General features: G+C 61.1%; 15 protein-coding genes, 2 tRNA genes, 3 rRNA genes and 1 pseudogene. All 21 read right to left on the bottom strand.

Going from position 1 to position 22,439, the window contains the following annotated elements; all coding sequences use genetic code 11:
- Positions 1-42: 42 nt before the first annotated feature.
- Complete coding sequence (nuoL, locus tag U0177_RS06925; protein WP_409569866.1) at positions 43-2,268, bottom strand: NADH-quinone oxidoreductase subunit L; 2,226 nt, start codon at positions 2,266-2,268, stop codon at positions 43-45.
- 105 nt (positions 2,269-2,373) lie between these two features.
- Positions 2,374-2,691, bottom strand: a complete 318-nt coding sequence (nuoK, locus tag U0177_RS06920) for an NADH-quinone oxidoreductase subunit NuoK (protein ID WP_409569954.1) — start codon at positions 2,689-2,691, stop codon at positions 2,374-2,376.
- Positions 2,692-2,794: 103 nt separating this feature from the next.
- Positions 2,795-3,436 carry an NADH-quinone oxidoreductase subunit J gene (locus tag U0177_RS06915; protein ID WP_409569865.1) on the bottom strand — a complete coding sequence of 214 codons (642 nt, stop codon included), beginning with the start codon at positions 3,434-3,436 and terminating at the stop codon, positions 2,795-2,797.
- A gap of 79 nt (positions 3,437-3,515) precedes the next feature.
- On the bottom strand, positions 3,516-4,853 hold the full coding sequence (nuoH, locus tag U0177_RS06910; RefSeq protein WP_409569864.1) for an NADH-quinone oxidoreductase subunit NuoH: 1,338 nt from the start codon (positions 4,851-4,853) through the stop codon (positions 3,516-3,518).
- A 60-nt stretch (positions 4,854-4,913) separates the two neighbouring features.
- Positions 4,914-5,930: a 4Fe-4S dicluster domain-containing protein gene (locus U0177_RS06905; protein WP_409569863.1), complete on the bottom strand. Its 1,017-nt coding sequence runs from the start codon at positions 5,928-5,930 to the stop codon at positions 4,914-4,916.
- A 68-nt stretch (positions 5,931-5,998) separates the two neighbouring features.
- Positions 5,999-7,113: pseudogene (locus tag U0177_RS06900) on the bottom strand (NADH-quinone oxidoreductase subunit D).
- On the bottom strand, positions 7,107-7,784 hold the full coding sequence (locus U0177_RS06895; RefSeq protein ID WP_409569862.1) for an NADH-quinone oxidoreductase subunit C: 678 nt from the start codon (positions 7,782-7,784) through the stop codon (positions 7,107-7,109). The pseudogene U0177_RS06900 and the gene U0177_RS06895 overlap by 7 nt, the downstream one beginning before the upstream one ends.
- Positions 7,777-8,565, bottom strand: a complete 789-nt coding sequence (locus tag U0177_RS06890; RefSeq protein WP_409569861.1) for an NADH-quinone oxidoreductase subunit B — start codon at positions 8,563-8,565, stop codon at positions 7,777-7,779. Before U0177_RS06890 ends, U0177_RS06895 begins: the two co-directional genes overlap by 8 nt.
- A gap of 66 nt (positions 8,566-8,631) precedes the next feature.
- Positions 8,632-8,988 carry an NADH-quinone oxidoreductase subunit A gene (locus tag U0177_RS06885; RefSeq protein ID WP_409569860.1) on the bottom strand — a complete coding sequence of 119 codons (357 nt, stop codon included), beginning with the start codon at positions 8,986-8,988 and terminating at the stop codon, positions 8,632-8,634.
- Between the two features lie 467 nt (positions 8,989-9,455).
- On the bottom strand, positions 9,456-9,914 hold the full coding sequence (locus U0177_RS06880) for an FHA domain-containing protein (RefSeq protein ID WP_409569859.1): 459 nt from the start codon (positions 9,912-9,914) through the stop codon (positions 9,456-9,458).
- A 20-nt stretch (positions 9,915-9,934) separates the two neighbouring features.
- Positions 9,935-10,654, bottom strand: coding sequence for an FhaA domain-containing protein (locus U0177_RS06875; RefSeq protein WP_409569858.1), 720 nt, complete (start codon positions 10,652-10,654; stop codon positions 9,935-9,937).
- Between the two features lie 79 nt (positions 10,655-10,733).
- Positions 10,734-11,465, bottom strand: a complete 732-nt coding sequence (gene nth / locus U0177_RS06870; RefSeq protein ID WP_409569857.1) for an endonuclease III domain-containing protein — start codon at positions 11,463-11,465, stop codon at positions 10,734-10,736.
- Between the two features lie 317 nt (positions 11,466-11,782).
- Positions 11,783-12,727 carry a TIGR00266 family protein gene (locus U0177_RS06865; protein WP_409569856.1) on the bottom strand — a complete coding sequence of 315 codons (945 nt, stop codon included), beginning with the start codon at positions 12,725-12,727 and terminating at the stop codon, positions 11,783-11,785.
- 79 nt (positions 12,728-12,806) lie between these two features.
- A complete protein-coding gene (rho, locus tag U0177_RS06860) occupies positions 12,807-14,051 on the bottom strand; it encodes a transcription termination factor Rho (RefSeq protein ID WP_409569953.1) in 1,245 nt (414 codons plus the stop codon).
- A gap of 534 nt (positions 14,052-14,585) precedes the next feature.
- Positions 14,586-14,660 (bottom strand) — tRNA-Lys (locus U0177_RS06855).
- Between the two features lie 105 nt (positions 14,661-14,765).
- Positions 14,766-14,840, bottom strand: a tRNA-Met gene (locus U0177_RS06850).
- 5 nt (positions 14,841-14,845) lie between these two features.
- Positions 14,846-14,961, bottom strand: a 5S ribosomal RNA gene (rrf, locus tag U0177_RS06845).
- Between the two features lie 68 nt (positions 14,962-15,029).
- Positions 15,030-17,977 (bottom strand): 23S ribosomal RNA (locus tag U0177_RS06840).
- Between the two features lie 205 nt (positions 17,978-18,182).
- Positions 18,183-19,646, bottom strand: a 16S ribosomal RNA gene (locus U0177_RS06835).
- Together the 16S, 23S and 5S rRNA genes with 2 tRNA genes alongside form the textbook arrangement of a ribosomal RNA operon.
- Positions 19,647-20,084: 438 nt before the next feature.
- Complete coding sequence (tnpC, locus tag U0177_RS06830) at positions 20,085-21,473, bottom strand: IS66 family transposase (RefSeq protein ID WP_409569855.1); 1,389 nt, start codon at positions 21,471-21,473, stop codon at positions 20,085-20,087.
- Between the two features lie 48 nt (positions 21,474-21,521).
- Positions 21,522-22,358, bottom strand: coding sequence for a phytanoyl-CoA dioxygenase family protein (locus U0177_RS06825; protein WP_409569854.1), 837 nt, complete (start codon positions 22,356-22,358; stop codon positions 21,522-21,524).
- Between the last annotated feature and the right edge of the window lie 81 nt (positions 22,359-22,439).

Genomic DNA, 22,439 nt, shown 5'->3' with positions numbered 1-22,439 from the left:
CTGTTTCAACAGGTTGTGCTTCCGCATGCCGGCCCGCGCGCACTAGCGGCGCACGGCATACAAATAGATAATGCCCAGAATAACCACGCCGCCGAAGATCAGCGACACATAGTCCTGGATCTTGCCGGTCTCGCTCTGGCGGGTCACATCGCCGGCGAAATTCGTGCCGTCCGACACGGCGTCCATGCCGTCGTTCAGCACGGTGTCGTCGATAATGAAGTTCAGCCTGCCCAGGAACATCGTGAAAAAGCCGGTACCGTTGATAAAGCCGTCGAGGATCGTGCGGTCGATCCAGCTCCACGCCACCGCCAGCGCATACGAGAGCCTGCCAAAGGTGCTAGCGTAGATCTCGTCGAAATAGAACTTGCGATTCAGCACCTCGAACACGCCCGGCATCATCTGCTGCAGCGGGTCAGCATCCTCGGCGGTGGCGTAGGCATTACGATAGAGCGCGTAGCCCAGGCCAATGCCGGCAAGCGCCAGCACCGTCGCGATCCCGGCTGTCAGCACATTAAAATCGGCAGCTTCCTGCCCGAAGAATGTGCTCAGCCAGTGGAAGCCTGGCAAGTTCGCAAAGCCGGCGATCACCGCAAACACCGCCAGAATGATCAGCGGCACGGTCATCGTCCACGGGCTCTCGTGCGGGTCGTGCCCGCCATGGCCATGCGCGTCGTGGCTGTGCGCATCGTGTGCGCCGTGGCCGTGCGTGTCATGCGCGTGATCAACCGCCGTCGGCTCGCTTGGCGCGGTGGCGACGCGCGGCTTGTGGCCGCGGAAGTTACCGAAGAACACCACCACAATCTGGCGGGTCATGTAGAACGCCGTCAGGAACGCGGCGAGCGTCAACACAATCCAGACCACGAAATGGCCGTGGCCAAACGCGTCGGCGAGGATCTCGTCTTTGCTCCAGAAACCGGCGAACGGCGGGATGCCGGCGAGCGCAAGGTAGCCGGCCATATACGCCAGAAATGTGGTTGGCATGTACTTGCGCAGATTTCCCATATTGCGGATATCCTGCGCGGTATTCGAGTCGTGACCGACCGTCGCCTCCATGCCGTGGATCACCGAGCCCGAGCCGAGAAACAGCAGCGCCTTAAAAAAGGCGTGCGTCAGCAGGTGAAAGATGCCTGCCACCCAGCCGCCAATGCCCAACGCCGCCACCATAAAGCCAAGCTGCGACAGCGTCGAGTAGGCCAGGATGCGCTTGATATCGAACTGGCCTACTGCAATCAGCGCGGCGAACAGCGCGGTGAACGAGCCAATGATCGACACCACCAGCAGCGCCGTGCCGCCGTCGGCCTTGAAGATCGGGTAGGTGCGGCCCACCAGAAACACACCAGCCGCAACCATCGTGGCGGCGTGGATGAGCGCCGACACCGGTGTCGGCCCTTCCATCGCGTCGGGCAGCCACACGTGCAGCGGGAATTGCGCCGACTTACCTACAGTGCCGGCGAACAGCAGCAGCGCGATGCCGGTGGCCACGCTGATGCCAAGCACATTCGTCGCGCCGCCGATCCGCGCCAGAAACTCGGGGTTGAAGATCTGGCCTGCGGCCGTACCGAAATCAAGCGAGCCGGCCTGCGTCCACAGATAGGCCATGCCAACCATGAACAGCACGTCGCCAATACGCGTGGTAATGAATGCCTTCATCGCTGCCTGGCGCGGCGTTATCTGGTTCGGGTTGGGGTACACTTTGTCGTACCAGAAGCCAATCAGCAGGTACGAGCACAGGCCCATGAGCTCCCAGGCCATAAAGAAGAGCAGCAGGTTGCTCGAAAGCAGCATCAGCAGCATCGAGGCCGTGAACAGCGAGATAAACGAGAAGAAGCGCGACTGCCGCTCGTCGTGCGACATATAGCCGAGCGAGAACAGGTGGATGCAGGTCGAGGCGATCGTCACCATCACCAGCATCGCCGCGACCGCAGGGTCGATATAGAACCCCATGCTAAACGCAGCATCGCCGCCGGCCGGCGCCCAGCGCACCGTGCGTACAATATTGGCCTCGGGGAACGCAAACGCGCCCTCGCCCTCGGCGGCGTGCTGCTCGCCGGCCGCCACAACCTCGGCGGCGCCATCGGCGCTCACGTGCACGCCCTGATACACTTCGGCGCCGACGCCCAGCGCCACCACTGTGGCTACTACCATCAGGCCAATCGCGATCCAGCCGCTGAGCATCTTGCTCATACGCACCGGCGTCAGCGTGATGATCGCAAATCCAAGCAGCGGCAGCAGCGGAATCAGCCAGGCATTCTGAAGGAAAAAGCCCATACTGTGTGCCTCGTCTGAGAATTCAGGAGTCAGGAGCCAGAATTCAGAATGAGCACGAAGTCATCGCGATGCGCTTCTGACTCCTGAATTCTGACCGCTGAATTCTTACCCCTTCAAGGTGTCAACTTCGTCGGCGTTCACCGTCAGCCGCGAGCGGTAGATCGCAATGATCATCGCCAAGCCCACAGCCGCCTCGGCAGCCGCCACAGTGATAATAAACAGCGCGAACACCTGACCAGCCACCAGGTTCGGCTCCAGGTAGCGCCAGAACGCGATCAAGTTAAGGTTCACCGCATTCAGCATCAGCTCGACGCCCAGCAGAATGCCGACGGTGTTGCGCCGCGAGAGCGATCCGAATAGGCCGATGCAGAAGAGGCCCGCAGCCACCACCAAAACCCATGGCAGCGGTACAGCTTCAACCATGTTCATAGAACAACCCCACTCAAGACGTTACGCGTTAAGAGTTGAGCGCGCCCAGCTAAAAGTGTATGGCTAGTAGTTACAATCGAAGATGCCAGCCAAGATCTTACGGCTGGCTTGGCGCGCTGCCGGTATTCTGCGCTTCAGGCACGGTCGGCGTTGCCGCCAAGCGGAGCGACTCGCCGCGCTGGCGGCGCAGTTCAACTTCCTCGGCCAGCGTCAGCACGCGCCGCCGCGATGCGCGCTCCTCGAACGCGATCACAATCGCCCCGATCAGCGCTACCAGCAGCAGCACCGAGGCGATCTCGAACGGCAGCAAGTACTCGCGCATAAACGCCGTGCCGATCTGTACCGCCGACGAAAGCCCCGCGCTCTGGTCGGGCGCCGTCGGCACCGACCACTGGAAGTTGAACACGGTTGGCACGATCAGTACGCCGAACAGCGCTGCGGCGACAATCAGCGCAACCCACCAGCGCTGGTACAGCTGCCGAACGCCTTCGCCGGTCACGTGGCGCGTCAGCATGATCGCGAACAGCACCAGGATCGAGATCGCGCCGACATACACCAGCACTTGCACGATCGCGATGAACTCGGCTTCCATCAGCAGGTATAGTGCGGCAACGCTAAAAAACGAGGCGATTAGCCACAGCGCCGCGTGGATAATATTCTTGACGGTCACCACCATCACGCCGGCCGCCAGCGTAAATGCCGACAGACCGAAAAATATGACCAGGATCAGAATATTCATAGAATATCCTTCTGCGCGCCGCTCTCGCCGAGCAACGCCTTGCACAACACAGGCCAGCCGAACCAGCCGCTCGCTCTTGCTACGGCAGCGACGCCACGCCAAACACCTGATCCTGCGCCAACTCGGCTGGCGTCTCGCCGCCGGGGCGCCGGTTGATACTCAACAGCCAGAAGAACGCGCCTACGTTGATCGCGCCGCTGACCACCAGCCCTACCAGCTGGCGCACCCATGCGGCCGAGCCCATCCAGTCAAGCGGGTTGACTCCAGCAATATGCACGACCCACAGGCTCTGGTCGCAGCTCGGGCCAGTGCACCACAGCATCAATGTGAGCCACAGCGCCGCGCTCAGGATATTGATCAGCGCAAGCGGCAGCAGGAACTTCCAGGCGAAGCTCATCAGCTGATCCATGCGCAGCCGCGGGAACGCGCCGCGCAGCCAGATCATGACGAAGAACAGGAACCAAGTCTTCACAAACAGGTACACAACCGAGAGCAGCCCGGCCAGAAACGGCAGCCCTGCGTCGGCCAGCAGCCCCACGCCCGGGCCATTCCACCCGCCCAAAAATACGATCGATGCGACCATCGAAAGCGCGTAGTTGAACAGGAACTGGCCCATGTAGAATACCGCGAACTTCATGCCGCTATACTCGGTCATATAGCCCGCGACAATTTCGGAGTCGGCTTCGGGGATGTCGAACGGCGTGCGCTCGCCCTCGGAGAGCACACAGGTGAAGAAGATGCCAAAGCCCAGCAAGCCAATCGGCGTGAACACAAACCAGCCGAGCCCCAGATCTGGCACGCCAAGCTCTTGGAGCGTGCTTCCCAGCAGCGGAATACCGCCCTGAAGTGCCGAGTAGTTGTTGAGGTTCATGGTGCCGGTGAACAGCACCATCCCAAGCAGCGCGATCACCGCCGGGATCTCGTACGACACCATCTGGGCCACCGCGCGCATCGCGCCCAGCAGCGCAAATTTGTTGTTCGAGCCCCAGCCGCCCATCATCAGGCCCACCGCCGATATCGACGAGATCGCCACGACAAATAGCACGCTGACATTCACATTCGACGGTTCGAGGCCGCGGCCCCACGGAATAACAGCGAACAGAAACATCACCGGCGCTGTCGCCACCACGGGCGCGATCAGGTGCACCCATTTGTCGGCCGCGCGCGGCGTGATGTTCTCTTTGGTGAACATCTTCACGCCGTCGGCCACCGCTTGCAGCAGGCCTGCCGGCCCCACGCGGTTCGGCCCCAGACGATCCTGCATGCGCGCCACCATGCGGCGCTCAAACCACGTCATCATCATAAACGTCACTGGGGTGACGATGAGGATGATCGTGGTATTCACAAGAAAGCTGATAACATAGATCAGCCAGCTGGGCAAAACACCGCCAAGCAGAGATAGTAAGATGTCGATCATTGCAGAACCTCTAGTTCGCACATACAGCCGCAGGCGCTTGGCGCGTCGGCGCGCCGCGAGTTACCCGCGCTTGGCCAGGTTCCCCGAGCGAATCGCCTTCAGGCGCTCGATTTTATCTTCGGCCATGATGGTATTCTCTGGCACGCCGCCCAGCAGGTTGTCGGCACTGAACGGTATTCCCCCCGCCGACACAGGTCGGGCGGCACCGGCCGTCACGGGCGCAAGCTCCTCGGTTGCGTCGGCCGTGGCAACTGCCTCATCGGCTTCGGCCGGGGCGGCGCCACCAGCCTTGGCGGCGTTTGCCGCACGGATCGACAGCAAGCGCGCCAGCTTCTCTTCCGGCATATTCTTGCCGGGCGCGGCGATCGGCTTGCCAGCTGCTGCAGCTGGCCGTGCCGCTGCAGCCGGGCGCGCCGCAGCCGGAGCTGCCTTTTTGGCCGTCACAGTAGCGCGCGGCGAGATGCCGATCGCGCCGCTACGGCGCTTCATGTTGCCCTGGAGCTTTTTGTACGCGCCATCTTTGACTCCAGCCCACATGGTCGGCGCGATCGCCTCGTAGTACGATACCGGCCGATCCAGGTCAGCTTTGGCCACGGTCATCTTGCTATGATCGGCCGTCGACAGCTCGAACTCGTGATCCATCTTGATCGCGTCGAATGGGCACACCTCGGCGCACAGGCCACAGCTCATGCACGCGTCGTATTCGATCATGAACTCGCGCACCGCCGGCACCGGCTTCCCAGTCGTCGGGTCGACCGCCTGAGTCATGTGGATGACTTGTGGCGGGCAGATGCGCTCGCACTGAAAGCACGAGGTGCACAGCTCGTGCCCTGTCGCATCGTCGTAGAGCAGGATCGGGAAGTTGCGAAAGGCCTCGGCCAGCTCGAGTCGCTCTTCAGGGTACTGCACAGTGAAGACGCCCGAGGTTTCCGCGGGCGTCTCGATCTTGTTGCCGAATGCGCTGAAGAAGTGCCGAATGACTACATCAAGCCCGGCAAGCATGCCCTGGCCGGCGCGCAGCTTGGGCTTGCCGCGATCGACTACATAGGCTTTGCCGCGTGTGAACTCAACCGTCATATTACATTCCTGAATTGCAAATTGTAAATTGCAAATTGCGCACACCTGCAATTTGCAATTTGCAATCTCTAGCGATCTACCTCGCCCAACACAATGTCGATGCTTCCCAGGATGACCACTACGTCGGCGACTTTATGCCCACGGCACATATCGCCCAACGGCGTGAGGTTAATAAACGATGGAGCGCGAACCTTATAGCGGTACGGCCGGGCCGAGCCGTCGCTCACCAGGTAGAACCCCAGCTCGCCCTTGCCGGCGTCTCAACGCGGCCATACACACGCTGTTGCCGGCGGCTTGAGCGCCTTCTGCTTGCCAATGCTGGGCCATCGAGGGGTTGATATGGCCGCCGGTCGTGTCCGGCAGGCGCTCGATCACCTGCTGCACAATGCGGTAGCTCTGGCGCATCTCTTCGATCCGCACCAGAAAGCGGTCGTAGATATCGCCGACCGAGCCGACCGGGACGTCGAACAAACCGCCGTATACGCTGTACGGCTTTGCGCACGTCGTAGGGTACGCCCGAGGCGACCGCCCCGGTGACGCTATACGAGGCAGCCAGCTCTTTCGGCAAAATGCCTACGCCTTTCGGAGCGCAGCCGCAAGATCTCGTTCTCGCGCAGCAGCCGCTCGAACTCATCGAAGAACGTCGGCAGGCCCTTCATCAAATCTTTCAGCAGCGGCATAAACTCGGGCGGCAGGTCGCGCACAACCCCGCCAAAGCGGAAGTAGTTGCACATCATGCGCGCCGCTGACCATCTCGAACAGGTCGAGGATCTTTTCGCGCTCGCGCATGCCAAACGCCAGCGGCGTCTGCCAGGCGCCCATGTCGTTGATCATGAAGGCGACGGCGGTGGCATGGTTGAGGATGCGGCTCAGTTCGGCCATCAGCACGCGAATATAGTTTGCGCGCTGCGGCACAGCGATGCCAGACAGCTTCTCGACCGCCAGCTGGCACCGAAGTTGAAGCAATATGGAGTTGAAGTAGTCGAGCCGGCTTAAATCGGCATCATCTGAATATAGGTCGAGACCTCGCCAAGCTGTTCGTGATTACGATGCAGGTAGCCGAATACCGGCTTGAGATCGATGATCGTCTCGCCGTCGACCTTCGCCAGACCAGCCGGAACACGCCGTGCGTCGATGGATGTTGTGGGCCGACATTGATCTGGAGCTCTTCTGTTTTTAGCATAGCTGCTCGTCGGCAGTCGGCAGTCGGCAGCTGGCAGTCGGCAGTCGGCGGGCGGCAGCTCTATGCTGCGCTCTAGCTACTGCATACTGCTGGCTGGTTACTACATACTGGCTACTCCTCTCCATCGCCAAGATATTTATCGCCCTGCTTGGGAACATGGGGAAGCCTTCTGAACTCATCCCAACAGTGGTTGGCATATACACGCGCTTCAAGTTCGGGTGGCCAGGAAAATCGACGCCATACAGGTCGAACGCCTCGCGCTCTTGCAGATCGGCGCCGGGCCAGATCGGCGTGATCGACGGCACTACCGCCCGATCGCGCGACACGCGCGTCTTGACCGGCAGCGTCGGCCCGCCATCGAGATGCTGGAAGCGATAGATCACTTCGATCAGGCCGTCGGCCAAATAGTCGACGGCCGTAAGATCGGAGAGCAATTCGTAGCCTAATGTGTCGCGAACATACGTGGCAACTTCGGGGATGCGCTCGGCCAACACCACCGCATCGCTCGTCGCCAGCAAGTCGACCGGCCCCTCTTCTTTCTTGCCCTTGGCCGATGCCTCGGCGACGTGGCCATTGCCGGCGTGCTGATCTTTTGGCCGCTCGGGCGCCAGCGCGCCGGGGAGATCGCGGATCAAACGTTCCTTCAGCTCGGTGGCGCTGATATCAGGCACGGGTCACCTCCACCTTGCGCTTCAGGTCGTCGATCGCAATCTCGGGAGCCACGCCCACGGCTTTGTTTGGCCCCTCAAGCTCGACGCTATCGTCCATGATCGGGAACTGACGCACCAGCTCAGGGTGCTCAATCGCGCCGGTGCGCGTTTCGCCGAGCAACGGCGAGCTATACGGGCTCACCAGCGGCAGGCCGCCAACCGGATCGACAAGCTTGCCGTCGATTTCGAGGCCTTGCTTGCCAAACGTAGGCACCGGGAAGTCGCTGACTTCGCGCTTACCATACCAGCGCACGCGGCTGAGCTTCTGGTCGTCGATCTGAGCCTGCAGCGTCATCAGCGCGTGGAGCAGCGCCTCGGGGCGCGGCGGGCACCCCGGAATATAGACATCGACCGGCAGAAATAAGTCGATGCCGCGCAGTACATTATAACCGTCGCGGAATGGGCCACCGGAAGTAGCACATGCGCCCATCGAGATGACGTAGCGTGGCTCGGGCATCTGGTTGTACAGCCGTACCACTTGCGGCGCCATCTTCTTCGTGACGGTACCTGCCACAATCATCAGGTCGGCCTGGCGCGGCGAAGCCCGGAACATCTCGGCGCCGAAACGCGCCAGGTCGTAGCGCGAAAGCCCGGTCGCCATCATCTCGATCGCGCAGCAGGCCAGCCCAAACGCCATCGGCCATACCGACGAGCGCCGGCCCCAGTTATAAAAGCGATTGATCGTAGAGAGAAAAACGCCTTGCTTTTCAAGCTCAAGCTGAGTATCGTTCTCGTTCGCCATGCTTCCACCTTGCTAGACCTTGATATGATAGAGGTGCGAACCTTCGAGCTTAGAACCTGCCACAGCTTACACCCACTCCAGCGCGCCTTTGCGCCAGGCATATACCAGGCCGCCGATCAAAATCACCAGAAAGATTGCCATCTCGACCAGCGCGAACAGGCCAAGCTGGTTGAACGCAACCGCCCACGGGTACAAGAATACGACCTCGATGTCGAAGACGACAAATGCCAGGGCGTATAGGTAATACTGCACCTTGAATTGCACCCAAATATCGCCGATCGCCTCGAGGCCGCACTCGTATGTGTCGAGCTTGATCTCGGTAGGGCGCGAGGGCCGCAGAAAATAGGCGCCGATAAGCGGGAGAATGGGAAACGACGCAGCGGCGACAAAGAAAAGGCCTATGAATGCATAGTTCGCTAGCACGGCTGCGCTCCTTTGCTGATCAGCAACACGCCATAACCTGGCGGCTGCTCGATGGTCACTACCTGGCAGCGCTGCTGGCATTACGCCGGCAAGCTGTTTTCAGGCGTCGATTAACCGACACACTTGCCATAATCGGCAAGCTGGCTCTTGTCCACTCACAGCCCAGGTCTCTAGTATCCTAGCTGGAGGTTACAAAATGGTTAGGATCCCACGACTTTGATAAGTATATCACAGATGAAAAAGGCGTGCAAACGCACGCCTGCTGGCGCAGCTGCCTTGCGCCATGCCAATAGGCTCGCACGCAGTCTCGCTGAAGGTTTTCGCGATGGAGGAGTTGGGGGCGGCGCCCGCGAGTAGCCGAGCGGCCACGGCTATCTTTTCGCTATTGCGGCGCCTGCCATTGTTCGGCGCCGCAACAGAGGCCAGGCGCAGTCAAACGAGGTTGGCGGCAAGAAAAGCAGGCCACATCAGCGAATAATACGCATCTCAACGCGACCTACCCGAATAACATCGCCTTCTTCGACACTAGCGGCGTCGCGAACCTCGATCTCGTTCACAAACGTACCGTTCGTGCTATTCAGGTCTTCGAGCACCCAGACATCGCCCTGCAGCTCGAGCCGCGCGTGCTGGGCCGACAGAAATGAGTCATTCAGCGCGATCTCGCAATTTTCCATGCTGCGGCCAATGATATTGCTGGGGCCGAGCGCGAACGTTTTACCGGCAGGCACGCCGGTAGCACCAGCGCGCAGCACCATGAGCTGCCCATACGGGCTGGCAGCCGCAGCACCGCCAGGCGCTCCGCCGCTGCGCAAATCGCGCATGACAAAGCGCAGCACCTGCCAGAGAAAGAAATACAGCAGCAGTACAACAGCAACGCGCAGCAGCAGCACCAGAATATCGATCGAGAAGTTGGTGAAGTCGAACATCGCTGATCAGCCGATCCTGCTTATGCTTCTTTGAACGTCAGTTCGAGCCCGCCCAGCGAGATCACATCGCCGTCGCGAAGCGCCTTCTCCTCGATCTGCTCGCCATTGACAAACGTACCGTTGGTCGAGCCCAGGTCGCTGATCCAGAAGCGCCGCGCACGGTAGCGCAGCTGCGCGTGGTGCCGCGAGACACGGGTATCTTCTAGAATAATGTCGTTATTCAGCCCGCGCCCAACGCTCATCTGCGTGCTCTCGAGCGGGATGACGTGCCGGCCATTCGGCGAATTCAGCAGCAGCCGAGTGCGCGGATGCGCGGCCGGCGCCGGGGCCGGCTGAAAGATCTGCGTATGTGCCGCCGCCGGGTCGGGCGGGGTGCTAAGCGTCTCGGCCACAACTTGGATGGTATGGCGTGCCACGCTGGCCTCGGCGTTCAGCTCGACGCGCGGGTGCTCAAGCATGGTGAAGCCGCGCTCCTGCGCCAGATCGGCCAGGTACGTCGCCATCTCGCGCTCCATTTCGGCGCGAATCGGGTTGAATGCGGCAAAATCCTGTGGGTTAAGAAATGCGCGGTAGAAGTTGGGCACGATCACGCGGCGTACGCTGATGGTCTGCTGGGTCTCCATCGCCCGCTCCAAGCGTTTGGCGATCTCGGCCGGCTGAATCGGGCTGCGAAACAGCCGCGCGACCGAACCTTCGACCATGTTTTCCATGAACGATTCGAAGCGAGCCAGGGCCGACATAGTGCACAGCTCCCACACGTGATCGTAGCGCAAAATGCCGCACTATTGTACCACAACCACTTTAAGCCGATTGTGTTGACTAGCTGATGATTTGTTCATTTCGCGCCTGCGCCCGGCCATACGCGCAATGCTCGCGTAGCGCGCACTTCGCGCAGCGCGGCCGCTCCCACACACAGATGCGCTGGCCGTGGCGCAGCATATTCAGGTGGAAATTCCACAGCACGTCGGCATCACGCGGCAGCAGCGCGGCTAGCAACACGTGCGCCTGCTCAGCAGTGGTTTTTGCGCTGATCAAGCCAATCCGCCCGCTCACCCGGTGCACGTGCGTATCGACTGGTAGTACTGGCTTATGGAAGCAGAACAGCAGCACCAGCGACGCAGTTTTTGGCCCAACGCCCGGCAGCGCTTCAAGCCAGGCCAGCCCCTGCTCGGCCGGCAGATCAGCCAGGAGGTTGATCGACGGTGTGCCGCACTCAGCTATGATCTGCGCGAGCGCCGCCTTGATGCGCGGCGCCTTGGCCTCGGCAAAGTTCGCCGGAGCAATCGCCGCTACGAGCTCGGCCGGCGGCGCGGCGGCGATGGCTTCCCAGCTGCCAAAGCGCTCCCAGAGCTGGGCGAAGGCTTTGGCCTCGTTGGCCTCGGTGGTGCGGTGCGATAGCATGGTCGAGATCAGCTCGCGCAGCGGCTCGCGGCGCGGTGCCCACGGCCTGATGCCATATACCTCGCCCAGCAGCCGGTAGATCAGCTGCGCGAGCAAGCGCAGCTCTTCATCAGCAGGCGAAACACGCCCGATCGCTTCCTGCTCAGTCATATCAAGCTCGCTTACTCTCTAATTACGCTGTTCGCTTGATCACGTATAGATTGTGTTGCACTACGTGGCTTCGCCACGTAGTGCAACACAATAAGAAATTTGGGGCGGCTTCGCCGCCCCCCAAACCCCAACCAAAGTGTGAGTAATCAGCTGTATGCGGTAGCTGCACACGGAACATCGCACACAGGGCAACAACTATGCCGCTGTTTCGGCGCTAGAATTCCAAGAGCGCAAAGGCCGTAGCGACTTCGTCGCCGTGCAAGCCTTTGCGCTCTGTGTGCTGAATGCTGACGGCGTAAGCCGCCGGATCTACCAGGCTAGCTTCCGCCCAGCAGGTTACCAATATCGATACTTGGGCCGCGGTTCTCGCCGCCGGTGCGCGGCAAATACTCGGCGATTGCTTTGGCCAGGTTCATTGTCGGCATCGTCTGGAGCCACACCCGGCCAGGGCCTTGAAGTGTCGCCAGGAACAGCCCCTCACCGCCGAACAGAATATTGCGGAAGCCCTTCATCATCTCGATGTCGAACGTCACCGTTGGCTCGTACATCGCAACATGGCCAGTGTCCACCTTCAGCATCTGGCCAGGCCCAAGGGTATATTCCATTATCTCGCCGTCAAGGCATACGAACGCAACCCCAGGGCCGGTAAGCTTCTGCATAATAAAGCCTTCGCCACCGAAAAAGCCCGCGCCTAATTTTTTGCGGAAGTGAATATCCATCTGCACCGTCTTCTCGGCGCACAGGAACGCTTGCTTCTGCGCGATTATCTGCTGGCCGGCCCCCAGGTTCACCGGAACAATCTTGCCGGGAAAGTCCGAGGCGAAGGCCACAATGCCCTTCCCGCCCTGGCTGGTGTATTCCACCAGGAACATCGACTCGCCCGAGATTGCGCGCTTGAACATGCCGCCCAGCCCGCCGCCGCGCCCGGTCGTCTGCATGCCGATGTTCGCGCTCATCCAGGCCATACCGCCGCTCTCGGAATACACCATCTCGCCGGGGTCGAGTTCCAGGATCACTGCCTGGAGCGTAGTGCCGATGATCTGGTACTCCATGCCGGTGGTGCCCTTGCCGCGCATAACTACATTCGGCTCGGGCAAGTCGAGCCGCTGCCCCGGCTGGTTAGTATATTCCGCCGAATTACTCATAGAAGTGCCTCCCATTGCTACTGGCGCAGGCGGCGGTGCAGCAGCGACGGGGGTGCCACACTTCGTGCAGAAACGCGCGTTTGCCGCGAGCTCGGCATCACAGTTTGTGCATCGCATACAAATCTCCTGGGATCAGCGTGCGGCGACCTGCACCCCGCTAAGCTAGTGCGGGGTAGCCAGGGCATCGGCAATACGTCTAGTTCGCCTTGGTCAACGTAGCCAGGAAATCGGTATTATTCCTTGTCTTCGACATACGCGTCAACACCAGCTCGGTGCCTTCGTTCTCGCCCAGCATACTCACCATGCGGCGCAGTGTCCACACCTGGCGCAGGCTATCACCCAACAGCAGCTCTTCACGCCGCGTGCCGCTGCGGGTAATATCGATCGCCGGGAACACGCGCTTCTCGGCCAGCTTGCGGTCGAGGTGCAGCTCCATATTGCCGGTGCCCTTGAACTCCTCGTAGATCACGTCATCCATACGGCTGCCGGTGTCCACCAGGCACGTCGCGATGATCGTAAGCGAGCCGCCGTTCTCAATATTACGTGCGGCGCCGAAGAAGCGCTTCGGCGGATAAAGCGCCACCGGGTCGATACCACCAGATAGTGTACGGCCGCTTGGCGGCATATCGAGGTTATAGGCGCGGGCCAAACGCGTGATCGAGTCCATCAAAATCACAACGTCCTGCCCACCCTCAACCAGGCGCTTAGCCCGGTCAAGCGTCATCTCAGCGACCTTCGTGTGATCCTCAACCGGCTCATCGAACGTGGACGAGATCACCTCGCCCTTGACCGAGCGTTTCATGTCGGTCACTTCTTCCGGGCGCTCGCCGATCAGCAGCACCATGAGGTGGATATCGGGGTGGTTCGCGGTAATGCCATTGGCGATCGCCTTGAGCAGCAGCGTCTTTCCAGCCTTCGGCGGCGACACAATCAGGCCACGCTGGCCACGGCCAATCGGGGCGATTAGGTCGACCAAACGCGTCGCCAAGATATTCGGCTCGGTTTCGAGGTGCAGCTGCTCGTTGGGGAAGATCGGCGTAAGCTGATCGAAGGACGGCCGCTTGCGCGCCGTCTCCGGATCCATATTATTGACGAGCTCGACGCGCAGCAGCGAGAAGTAGCGCTCGCTCTCCTTTGGCGGCCGGATCTGGCCCCATACGCGATCGCCAGTGCGCAGACCAAAGCGGCGAATCTGCGATTGGGAGACATACACATCATCGGGGCCAGGCAGCAAGCGGGGGCCGCGGAGGAAGCCAAAACCATCGGAGACGATATCGAGCACACCGTCGCTGAGGCTGTGCCCCGCTTCTTCGGTTTGGGCTTGCAGCAGCTTGAAGATCAGATCTTGCTTTTTTAAGCCACTCACGCCGCTGATTCCGCTGGTACGCGCCATCTCGCGCAAGTCGTTCAGCGTTTTGTTCTCGAGCTCCGCAACGTTCACTACCGGCGTTCTTTCCCTCGATTCGACTAATTCAGCCGGCGCCTCGTGATTATTCTTCGTTCGTATGCGTGGCACACACAACTCCTCACCGGCCTATTCGCTCGCCGGTATACATGACCAACTTCATGTTGAGAAAAAAGGTCTTTCTCGCCGATTTAGGAAATATTTTTGAGTTTTGCTCATATCGCGCGCGAAAGCAGTAACGCCTAGATGCTAGGGTATGCTGATTAAGGGCGATTGTGGATGAATATGAAACATTATTGTTGAGGTTTGCGCTGGCTGCATCGTGCATGCAAACCACGCATGTGCGGCAGAATACGCTCAGAATACATCCAGGGGGATAGAGCCAAATGAGATAGTACGGGGTAGCACTATCGCCGCAGGTACCGAGGATGCTAACGCAACGCTTCACCTGCAATGATCATTATAGCATGGCTGTCAAGTATATGCCAGCCAAGAGTTATTATTACGCGCAAGTCGGCACAGCAGGTATAAAAATAGGGCGCCGCTGGCGCCCCCAGAACCGAAAAAATATGGTGGGCCGGGTGGGGATCGAACCCACGACCATCGGTTTAAAAGACCGTTGCTCTACCACTGAGCTACCAGCCCACGTGTCGATATTATATCTAAGTTCGTGCGTCTTGCAACTGTAAGCAGGCATTAAAAAACCCCCAGCACCGTAGCTATCGTAGCTGCTGTGCTGGAGGTTTTCCCTGGTAGCGGCGGCAGGATTCGAACCTGCGACCTTCGGGTTATGAGCCCGACGAGCTGCCACTGCTCCACGCCGCGATGAAAGGGTGCACGGACCTACTCTCCCAGCGGGCATCCCGCCAGTACCTTCGGCGCTGCCGCGTTTCACGACCCGGTTCGGGATGGGACGGGGTGGGACCACGGCGCTTCACGCACACCACTGGCTCAGGGGCCAGTGCCGAGGCAAGGTCTGTCTGTGCGTCCTACTCGTCCACCCGACGTCTTCCCCCAGGGAAGCCCTCGTCCATGCGCCCCCGTCGCCTCCACGTGTTGCCACGCCTCCAGCTCGGGTCGCGTTCCCAGTCATCTCCTGGGGGACTTACCGGCCTAAAGCCGCGAGTGTACTCATCTTGCGGTGCATTTCCCACTTAGATGCTTTCAGCGGTTCTTGCTTCCGGACATAGCTACGGAGCCTGCAGGTCGTCCCACAACTCCTCCACCAGCGGTCCGTCCAATCCGGTCCTCTCGTACTAAGATCAGCTCCGCGCAATACACTAACCGCCCGTAGCGGATAGAGACCGAACTGTCTCACGACGTTCTGAACCCAGCTCGCGTGCCGCTTTAATGGGCGAACAGCCCAACCCTTGGGACCGACTCCAGCCCCAGGATGCGACGAGCCGACATCGAGGTGCCAAACCCTGCCGTCGATGTGAACTCTTGGGCAGGATCAGCCTGTTATCCCCAGGGTAGCTTTTATCCGATAAGCTACGGCCCTTCCACGCGGGGCCGTAGGATCACTAAGGCCGACTTTCGTCTCTGCGCGGCCGGTTTGCCTTGCAGTCAAGCTCCCTTGTGCCTTTGCACTCAACCGCGGGTTGCCATCCCGCGTGAGGGAACCATTGCGCGCCTCCGTTACCTTTTGGGAGGCGTCCGCCCCAGACAAACTACCCACCAGCCACGGTCCGCACGTGACGCGCGTGAGGACGCAATCCACGACAGAGTGGTATTTCACTGCTGCCTCCCCGACCCCCGCAAGGGCCGGATCACCGGCTCCCACCTATGCTACGCAGCCGTGGACCGCATCCAATGGCAAGCTGTAGTAAAGCTCCATGGGGTCTTTTTGTCCTGCTACGGGTTCACGGCGTCCTAACCGTGATCGCAGTTTCACCGAGCCCCGGGTTGAGACACTGCCCAGATCGTGATGCCTTTCGTGCGGGTCGGAACTTACCCGACAAGGAATTTCGCTACCTTAGGACTGTTATAGTTACAGCCGCCGTTCACTGGGGCTTCGGTTCGGCGCTTGCACGCCTCCCCTTAACCTTCCAGCACTGGGCAGGCATCAGCCCCTATACGTCGTCTTACGACTTCAGCAGGGACCTGTGGTTCTGTTATCCAGTCGCCTGGGCCTGGTTTGTGTCGCTCCCAGCCGCTCACCGCGCAAGGCGGGTCACCGCCAGGAGCCCCCCTTCTACCGAAGGTACGGGGGTAATTTGCCGAGTTCCTTAACCCGGGATCACTCGTCCACCTTAGCTTGCTCAGCCAGCCTACCTGTGTCGGTTTGCGGTACGGGTATGGTCGTTCTCCCGAGCCGGCCTTTCTTGACTGCCTAGGTGCCCTGCCCTTGCGGTGGGTATTGCTACCCCCACTCGCACTCACCTCTCGGTCATCGACGCGGGGACTAACCCGCGCCTCCCTACCAGCTTGGACGGCGCACGTCTCGCCGCGGCAGCTCCCCATCAGCATCCGGCATTGGTCAAACGAACGAACCATAGTACGGGAATATCTACCCGTTGTCCATCGGTGGTCGCCTGCGGAGGCGCCCCTTAGGCCCGACTAACCCGCCGCGGATCACCCTTGCGGCGGAACCCTCAGGCTTTCGGTGGGGGCGGTTCGCACGCCCCTTCTCTGTTACTCGTTCCGGCATTCGCACTCGACAGGCCTCCACGGCTGGCTTCCGCTGCCGCTTCGCCGGCCTGCCGACGCTCCCCTACCACGCAGGGATTATCCTGCATCCTGAGCTTCGGTACCATGCTTTGCCCCGTTGGATTATCGGCGCGCCGTCACTCGACCAGTGAGCTGTTACGCACTCTTTGAAGGGTGGCTGCTTCTAAGCCAACCTCCTGGTTGTTTGTGCAACGACACATCCTTTACCACTCAGCAGAGATTTCGGGACCTTAGCTGCAGGTCTGGGTTGTTTCCCTTTTGACAATGAACGTTTGCGCCCACTGTCTCACTCCGGGGGTAAGCTGCCTGCATTCGGAGTTTGCCGTCGCTTGGTAGGCGGTGAAGCCCCCGCACAACAACAGTGCTCTACCTCAGGCAGCCCCGACACCCGGGCTGCACCTCAATGCATTTCGGGGAGAACCAGCTATCTCCGCTTTCGATTGGCATTTCACCCCTATCCACAGTTCATCCGAGCAGTTTGTAACCTACACCGGTGCGGCCCTCCACGTCCTGTTACGGACGCTTCAGCCTGACCATGGATAGCTCAAGCGGTTTCGGGTCTACCCCCCGCGACGCGCGCCCTATTCAGACTCGCTTTCGCTGTGGCTCCGCCTATGACTGGCTTAACCGGCCACGGAGGGTAACTCGCCGGATCATACTCCAAAAGGCACGCCGTCAGGGAAGCTTGCGCTCATCCCCTTCGACTGCACGTAAGCAGACGGTTTCAGGATCTCTTTCACTCCCCTCGCCGGGGTACTTTTCACCGTTCCCTCACGGTACTGTGCGCTATCGGTCACTGCGTGTATGTAGCCTTGGGAGGTGGGCCCCCCAGCTTCACGCCGGATTACTCGTGTCCGGCGCTACTCAAGAACCAAGCCTGGAGCTACAAACCAGTCTCCTACCCGGCTGTCACGGTCTCTGGCGACGCTTTCCAGACGTCTTCGAATGGGTCGTAGCTACTCCAGCGATGCACGGCAGCGCACCCTGCTCAGTCTTCCAACCCCGCCTCCGCAACGCCTGCCGGCTTGACACGGAAACGGTTTAGGCTGCCCCCGGTTCGCTCGCCGCTACTACGGGGATACTCTCTGTTCCTCGGGGTACGTGAGATGTTTCAGTTCCCCCGGTGCCCTCCGCCAATGGCGGTGACTACCCGCAGGTAGCCGGGTTGCCCCATTCGGAAATCGGAGGATCAATGCCCGCTCGCGGCTCCCCCCCGCTTATCGCAGCAATGCCACGTCCTTCATCGGCACGCAGCGCCGAGGCATCCACCCTCTGCTCCTAATGTCTTCCCTGAAGGAAGACCTCTGGTGGACGATCTCGAACGCGCTCTGGCAGAACGCCAGAGCTGACATAACCTTGCCTCTGCACTTGGTAAGGTACAACGTGGCGGAAGCGAGCTTCCACCACGCAGGGCCTTCACCCCTGAATCGTGATGATGGCCACGGCGCCGCGCCTTGGCTGATGGGATGCGCACCCCGAGGGGTGCGAGCTCCCTAGAAAGGAGGTGATCCAGCCGCACCTTCCGGTACGGCTACCTTGTTACGACTTCGTCCCAGTCGCTGCCCCTGCCCTCGGCCGCTGCCTCCCGAAGGTTGGCCCACGGACTTCAAGCATTGACAACTCCCATGACGTGACGGGCGGTGTGTACAAGGCCCGGGTACGTATTCACCGCGCCATGGCTGATACGCGGTTACTAGCAACTCCGCCTTCATGGGGGCGAGTTGCAGCCCCCAATCTGCACTGGGCCGGTGGTTGGCGATTTGCTGCCCCTCGCGGGGTCGCGGCGCACTGTCACCGGCATTGTAGCGTGTGTGTCGCCCCAGGCGTAAGAGCCATGCGGACTTGACGTCATCCCCGCCTTCCTCCCGAAAAGGGCAGTCCGGCCAGACACAAGTAACTGACCGTAGGGGTTGCGCTCGTTGCGGGACTTAACCCAACATCTCACGACACGAGCTGACGACAGCCATGCAGCATCTGTGGCACACCAGCGCGACCGCTTTCGCGGCTTTGCGCCATGTCAAACCTGGCAAGGTTCTGCGCGTTGCGTCGAATTAAACCACACGCTCCGCCGTTTGTGCGGGCCCCCGTCAATTCCTTTGAGTTTTAAGCTTGCGCTCGTAGTTCCCAGGCGGGACACTTACCGCGTTAGTTAGCACCTGGCCGCCGAAGATCGGCCGCCAGATGCCGAGTGTCCATCGTTTACGGCGTGGACTACCCGGGTATCTAATCCGGTTCGCCCCACGCTTTCGCACCTGAGTCAGAACTGGCCCAGTTCGCTGGTTTCCCTTTGGTGTTCCTGCCGATCTCTACGCATTTCACCACTACACCGGCAATTCCACGAACCTCTGCCAGTCTCAAGTCGCGCCGTATGCGGTGGCGTCTGGCGGTTAAGCCGCCAGGCTTTCACACCCCACGTGCACGACCGCCTGCGCTTTACGCCCAGTCAATCCGGACAACGTCGGCTCCTCTGTCTTACCGCGGCCGCTGTGGCACAGAGTTAGCCGAGCCTGATCTGCGGGGTACGGTCGATGTCATCCCCCGCAAAAGGAGTTTACAACCCGAAGGCCGTCGTCCTCCACGCGGCGTTGCTCGTTCAGGCTTGCGCCCATTGACGAAAATCTCCTTGCTGCTGCCTCCCGTAGGAGTCCGGGGCCGCCGTGTCCGTCCCAGCCCTGCTGCCCGTCCCTCAAGAACGAAGCCACCGTCATCGTGGCTTGGTGGGCCGTTACCCCGCCAACGACCTGATGGGCCGCAGGCCCCTCCGACCGCGCGTTGCCGCTTTCCTCTGCGAGCGTATGCGGGATTAGCGTGCCTTTCGGCGCGTTATCCCCCACGGTCGGGCAGGTTCCCACGTGTTCCTCAGCCGTGCGCCACTCAGAAGCCGAAGCCTCTGCGTGCGACTTGCATGCATTAGGCACGCCGCCAGCGTTCGTCCTGAGCCAGGATCAAACTCTTCATAGAATGGCTGGAGGGGTCGGAGCGAGCCCGACGGACCACCAGCCGATCGCCAGACGCGATGTGGTCATCATCACCGATCCAGTTGTGGGGCGCAGCCGGGCGGGCGAGACGGAAGGCGAACAAAACCAGGGCATCGACGCGGAGGCGTGCGAGCCACCTGGTGACGTCTCCGCTGCGGAGGGCAGCGGCGCGGTTCGCGAGGGAGGGAGAAGCCCAAAGCCCGGATTGTTGGGTTCACCGCGAAGCGGTGAGACGACGGCGACCAACGAGGCGCAGTATAGCACAGGTGCGGCGGGCTGTCAAGAGCAGCGGCGCAGCGGCGAGTGAGCAGCGCGTGGTTGTCAACGGAAGAGCCGTGCGGCGGTGACCACCCGCACTCGCAACGTGGCGGAGTATACCACCCTCCCCGTACTTGTCAAATCGTACTTGAGCGGTAACTGTTCACTGTTGGGGTAAAGAACATTCGGTCGAAGAGGTTGCGCCTTGGCTCAACAGCTTGACGCATTCCTCAAACGGGTTGCACTTGCGTGCCTGCCAGGTCTCGAACAGACTTGCCAAGCCCAGCCGAGTCTTGGTTCCCTGCTGGCTGCGCGAGCCGCCGCTGATCTTGCGCATGACAACCAGCGGCCGGATGCTGCGTTCGGCCAGATTGTTATCCGCACTCAAGCCATCGATCAGCACAAACTGGAACAACTCTTCCTCGTGCCGCAGCAACCGTTTCGCCAGCGCCTGGCAGGCATGCTTTTTGACCCGCGCATAGGCGAACCCGAGTGCGTGCGCCCGTGCCGTCAGTTGCACGTACTGCTGCTCGCGCTGCTCGCGTATCGGCTGCTCGTGCTCACGCAGCCAGCTTTGGGCATCGTCGTAGAGCGCTCGTACCTGCTGCGCCCACTGCAGTACCCCCGCATCGTCGGCGTGCTGCTGCTTCAGCTCCCGCAGCGCGCGCAGCAGATGAACCCAGCAGCGCTGATGCTTGCCGGCATAGATGTTGTAGCCGCAGTAGAAATCGCTCACCAGGTGGCCCTCAAACTGACCAGCCAGCATGCGTTTCACAACGGCCTGTCCACGTGAGTGGTCGTAGTCGTAGTAGCGCACAGCTTGCTCGCCTGGGGTTGAAAACGCCCAGATGTAGCCGTTCATTCCATCCTCGCGCCACGACGTTTCGTCGCCGTGCAGGATCGGACTGGCACGCGCCTGTGCCTTGAGCGCCTCGAGCTCGGCTTGCAACCTCTGCCGCAACTGATGGAGTAATTCCACGATTTCGCCTGTGCTGAGCAGCAATTGATGAACGCTGTGCAGATACGCCTGGATGCGGCGGATGGGCAAGCGCAGCGTGGTACGCAAGTAGCCGAGCAGGCTGATGATGCGCACGCCGATACGCCCTTGCCCCAGCACCTGACCACTCAGATCGAGCTTGGGGCTGTGCCAGCGCTGGCAGTGCGGACAGAAGCGTTTGATTACCCGATGTTCGACGACCTCGACCGGCTGCGGTTGAGGCAGTTCAATCACCTCACGCGAATAATCGAGGCTATCGCCTTGTAAGCGGTAGAGGCAGTCGGGACAGCGCTCAAGCGCATGCTCGACCGAGCGGGTCGGGGTCATTCGCTTGCGGTTGTGATTGTGCTGAGGTGCTCGCTTCTTGCGCGGCGATTTTGGCGAGGCTGGTTTGGGTCGATTAGGTTTGACGAAGGGTGGTGGCTCGTCGTGGTGCTGTTCCAGTTCGGCAATCCGAGCCAGAGCAGCCGCTAAGGCCTGCTCTAGCTCGCCGACGCGAGCGTGCAAATCGCTATTGACTGCGCGCAGGCGCTCAACTTCGTCTTCAAGCGTCATGCAGCCGAGTATAGCATAAGCTTAGGATAACTGTGAACAGTTACGGCGCTACTCGTGCTTACGCACAACCAGCTCCTCGCCGGCGAGTTCGATCGCCGGCTGGCCATCGCGCTCGACCCACACGCCGCACGCGCCGCCGCCCTGGCTCACCGCCAGCTCGAGCGGCCGGCCGTCCATGCGCAGCGCCGGGTGGTAGAACTGCGCGACCTGCTCGGCGGCGCCCTCGATGTAGTGGCCAATCAGCGCGCGGCGGAAGCGATCGGCGGTGGCGTTGGGGTAGCTGCCGTGCACCAGCGCGCCGTTAAAGAACAGCACGTCGCCGGCGGCCATGCGCACCGGCTGGGCCTGCACGCCCGGCGGCAGCGGCACCGTGACATCGGTGAAACTCACGCTGGTATCGGCCTTGGTGGTGCACAGCAAAGGCCAGGTGTGGCTGCCGGGCACGATCTGCATACAGCCGTTGGCCTCGTCGCAGTCGTCGAGCGCCATCCAGGCGGCCATGCAGGTGCCGGGCTGCGCCTTCAGGTAGAAGTTATCCTGGTGCAGCGCCTGGCCGCGCGCCCCCGGCGGCTTGAAGTACAGCATTGTCTGAACCGCGAACGGCTCGCGGCCGAGCAGCCCGCTCATGCAGGCGTTGAGGCGCGCGTCGAGCACCCAGCGCAACGACACGTCGTCCCAGCGGTGCATGTGGATCATGCGCGGGAAGCGCCTGAGCGGATCGTTGCTGGCCGGGTCGGCGCCAACCAGGTCGCCGGGGTAGGCGCCGTGGCGCCGCAGCGCCATGTAGTGCTCGCGATAGCGCGCCGCCTCGGCCGGCGCGAACAGCCCGGCAACCACGACATAGCCGTGTTCCTGGTAGAAGTATTTGTGCTCTGCCGTCAGCATTGGCGCCCTCCTCGTGGCGGTTTGGATGCCGGAAACAGAAACTCGGGGGCGGCCGCGCCGCCCCCGAGCCACACAGCGTGC

Origin of the sequence: Kouleothrix sp., from assembly GCF_046328425.1 — a bacterium.
Classification (GTDB): domain Bacteria; phylum Chloroflexota; class Chloroflexia; order Chloroflexales; family Roseiflexaceae; genus Kouleothrix.
Note: the sequence above shows the minus strand (reverse complement) of the source record. Positions and strands in the feature narration are given on the sequence as shown.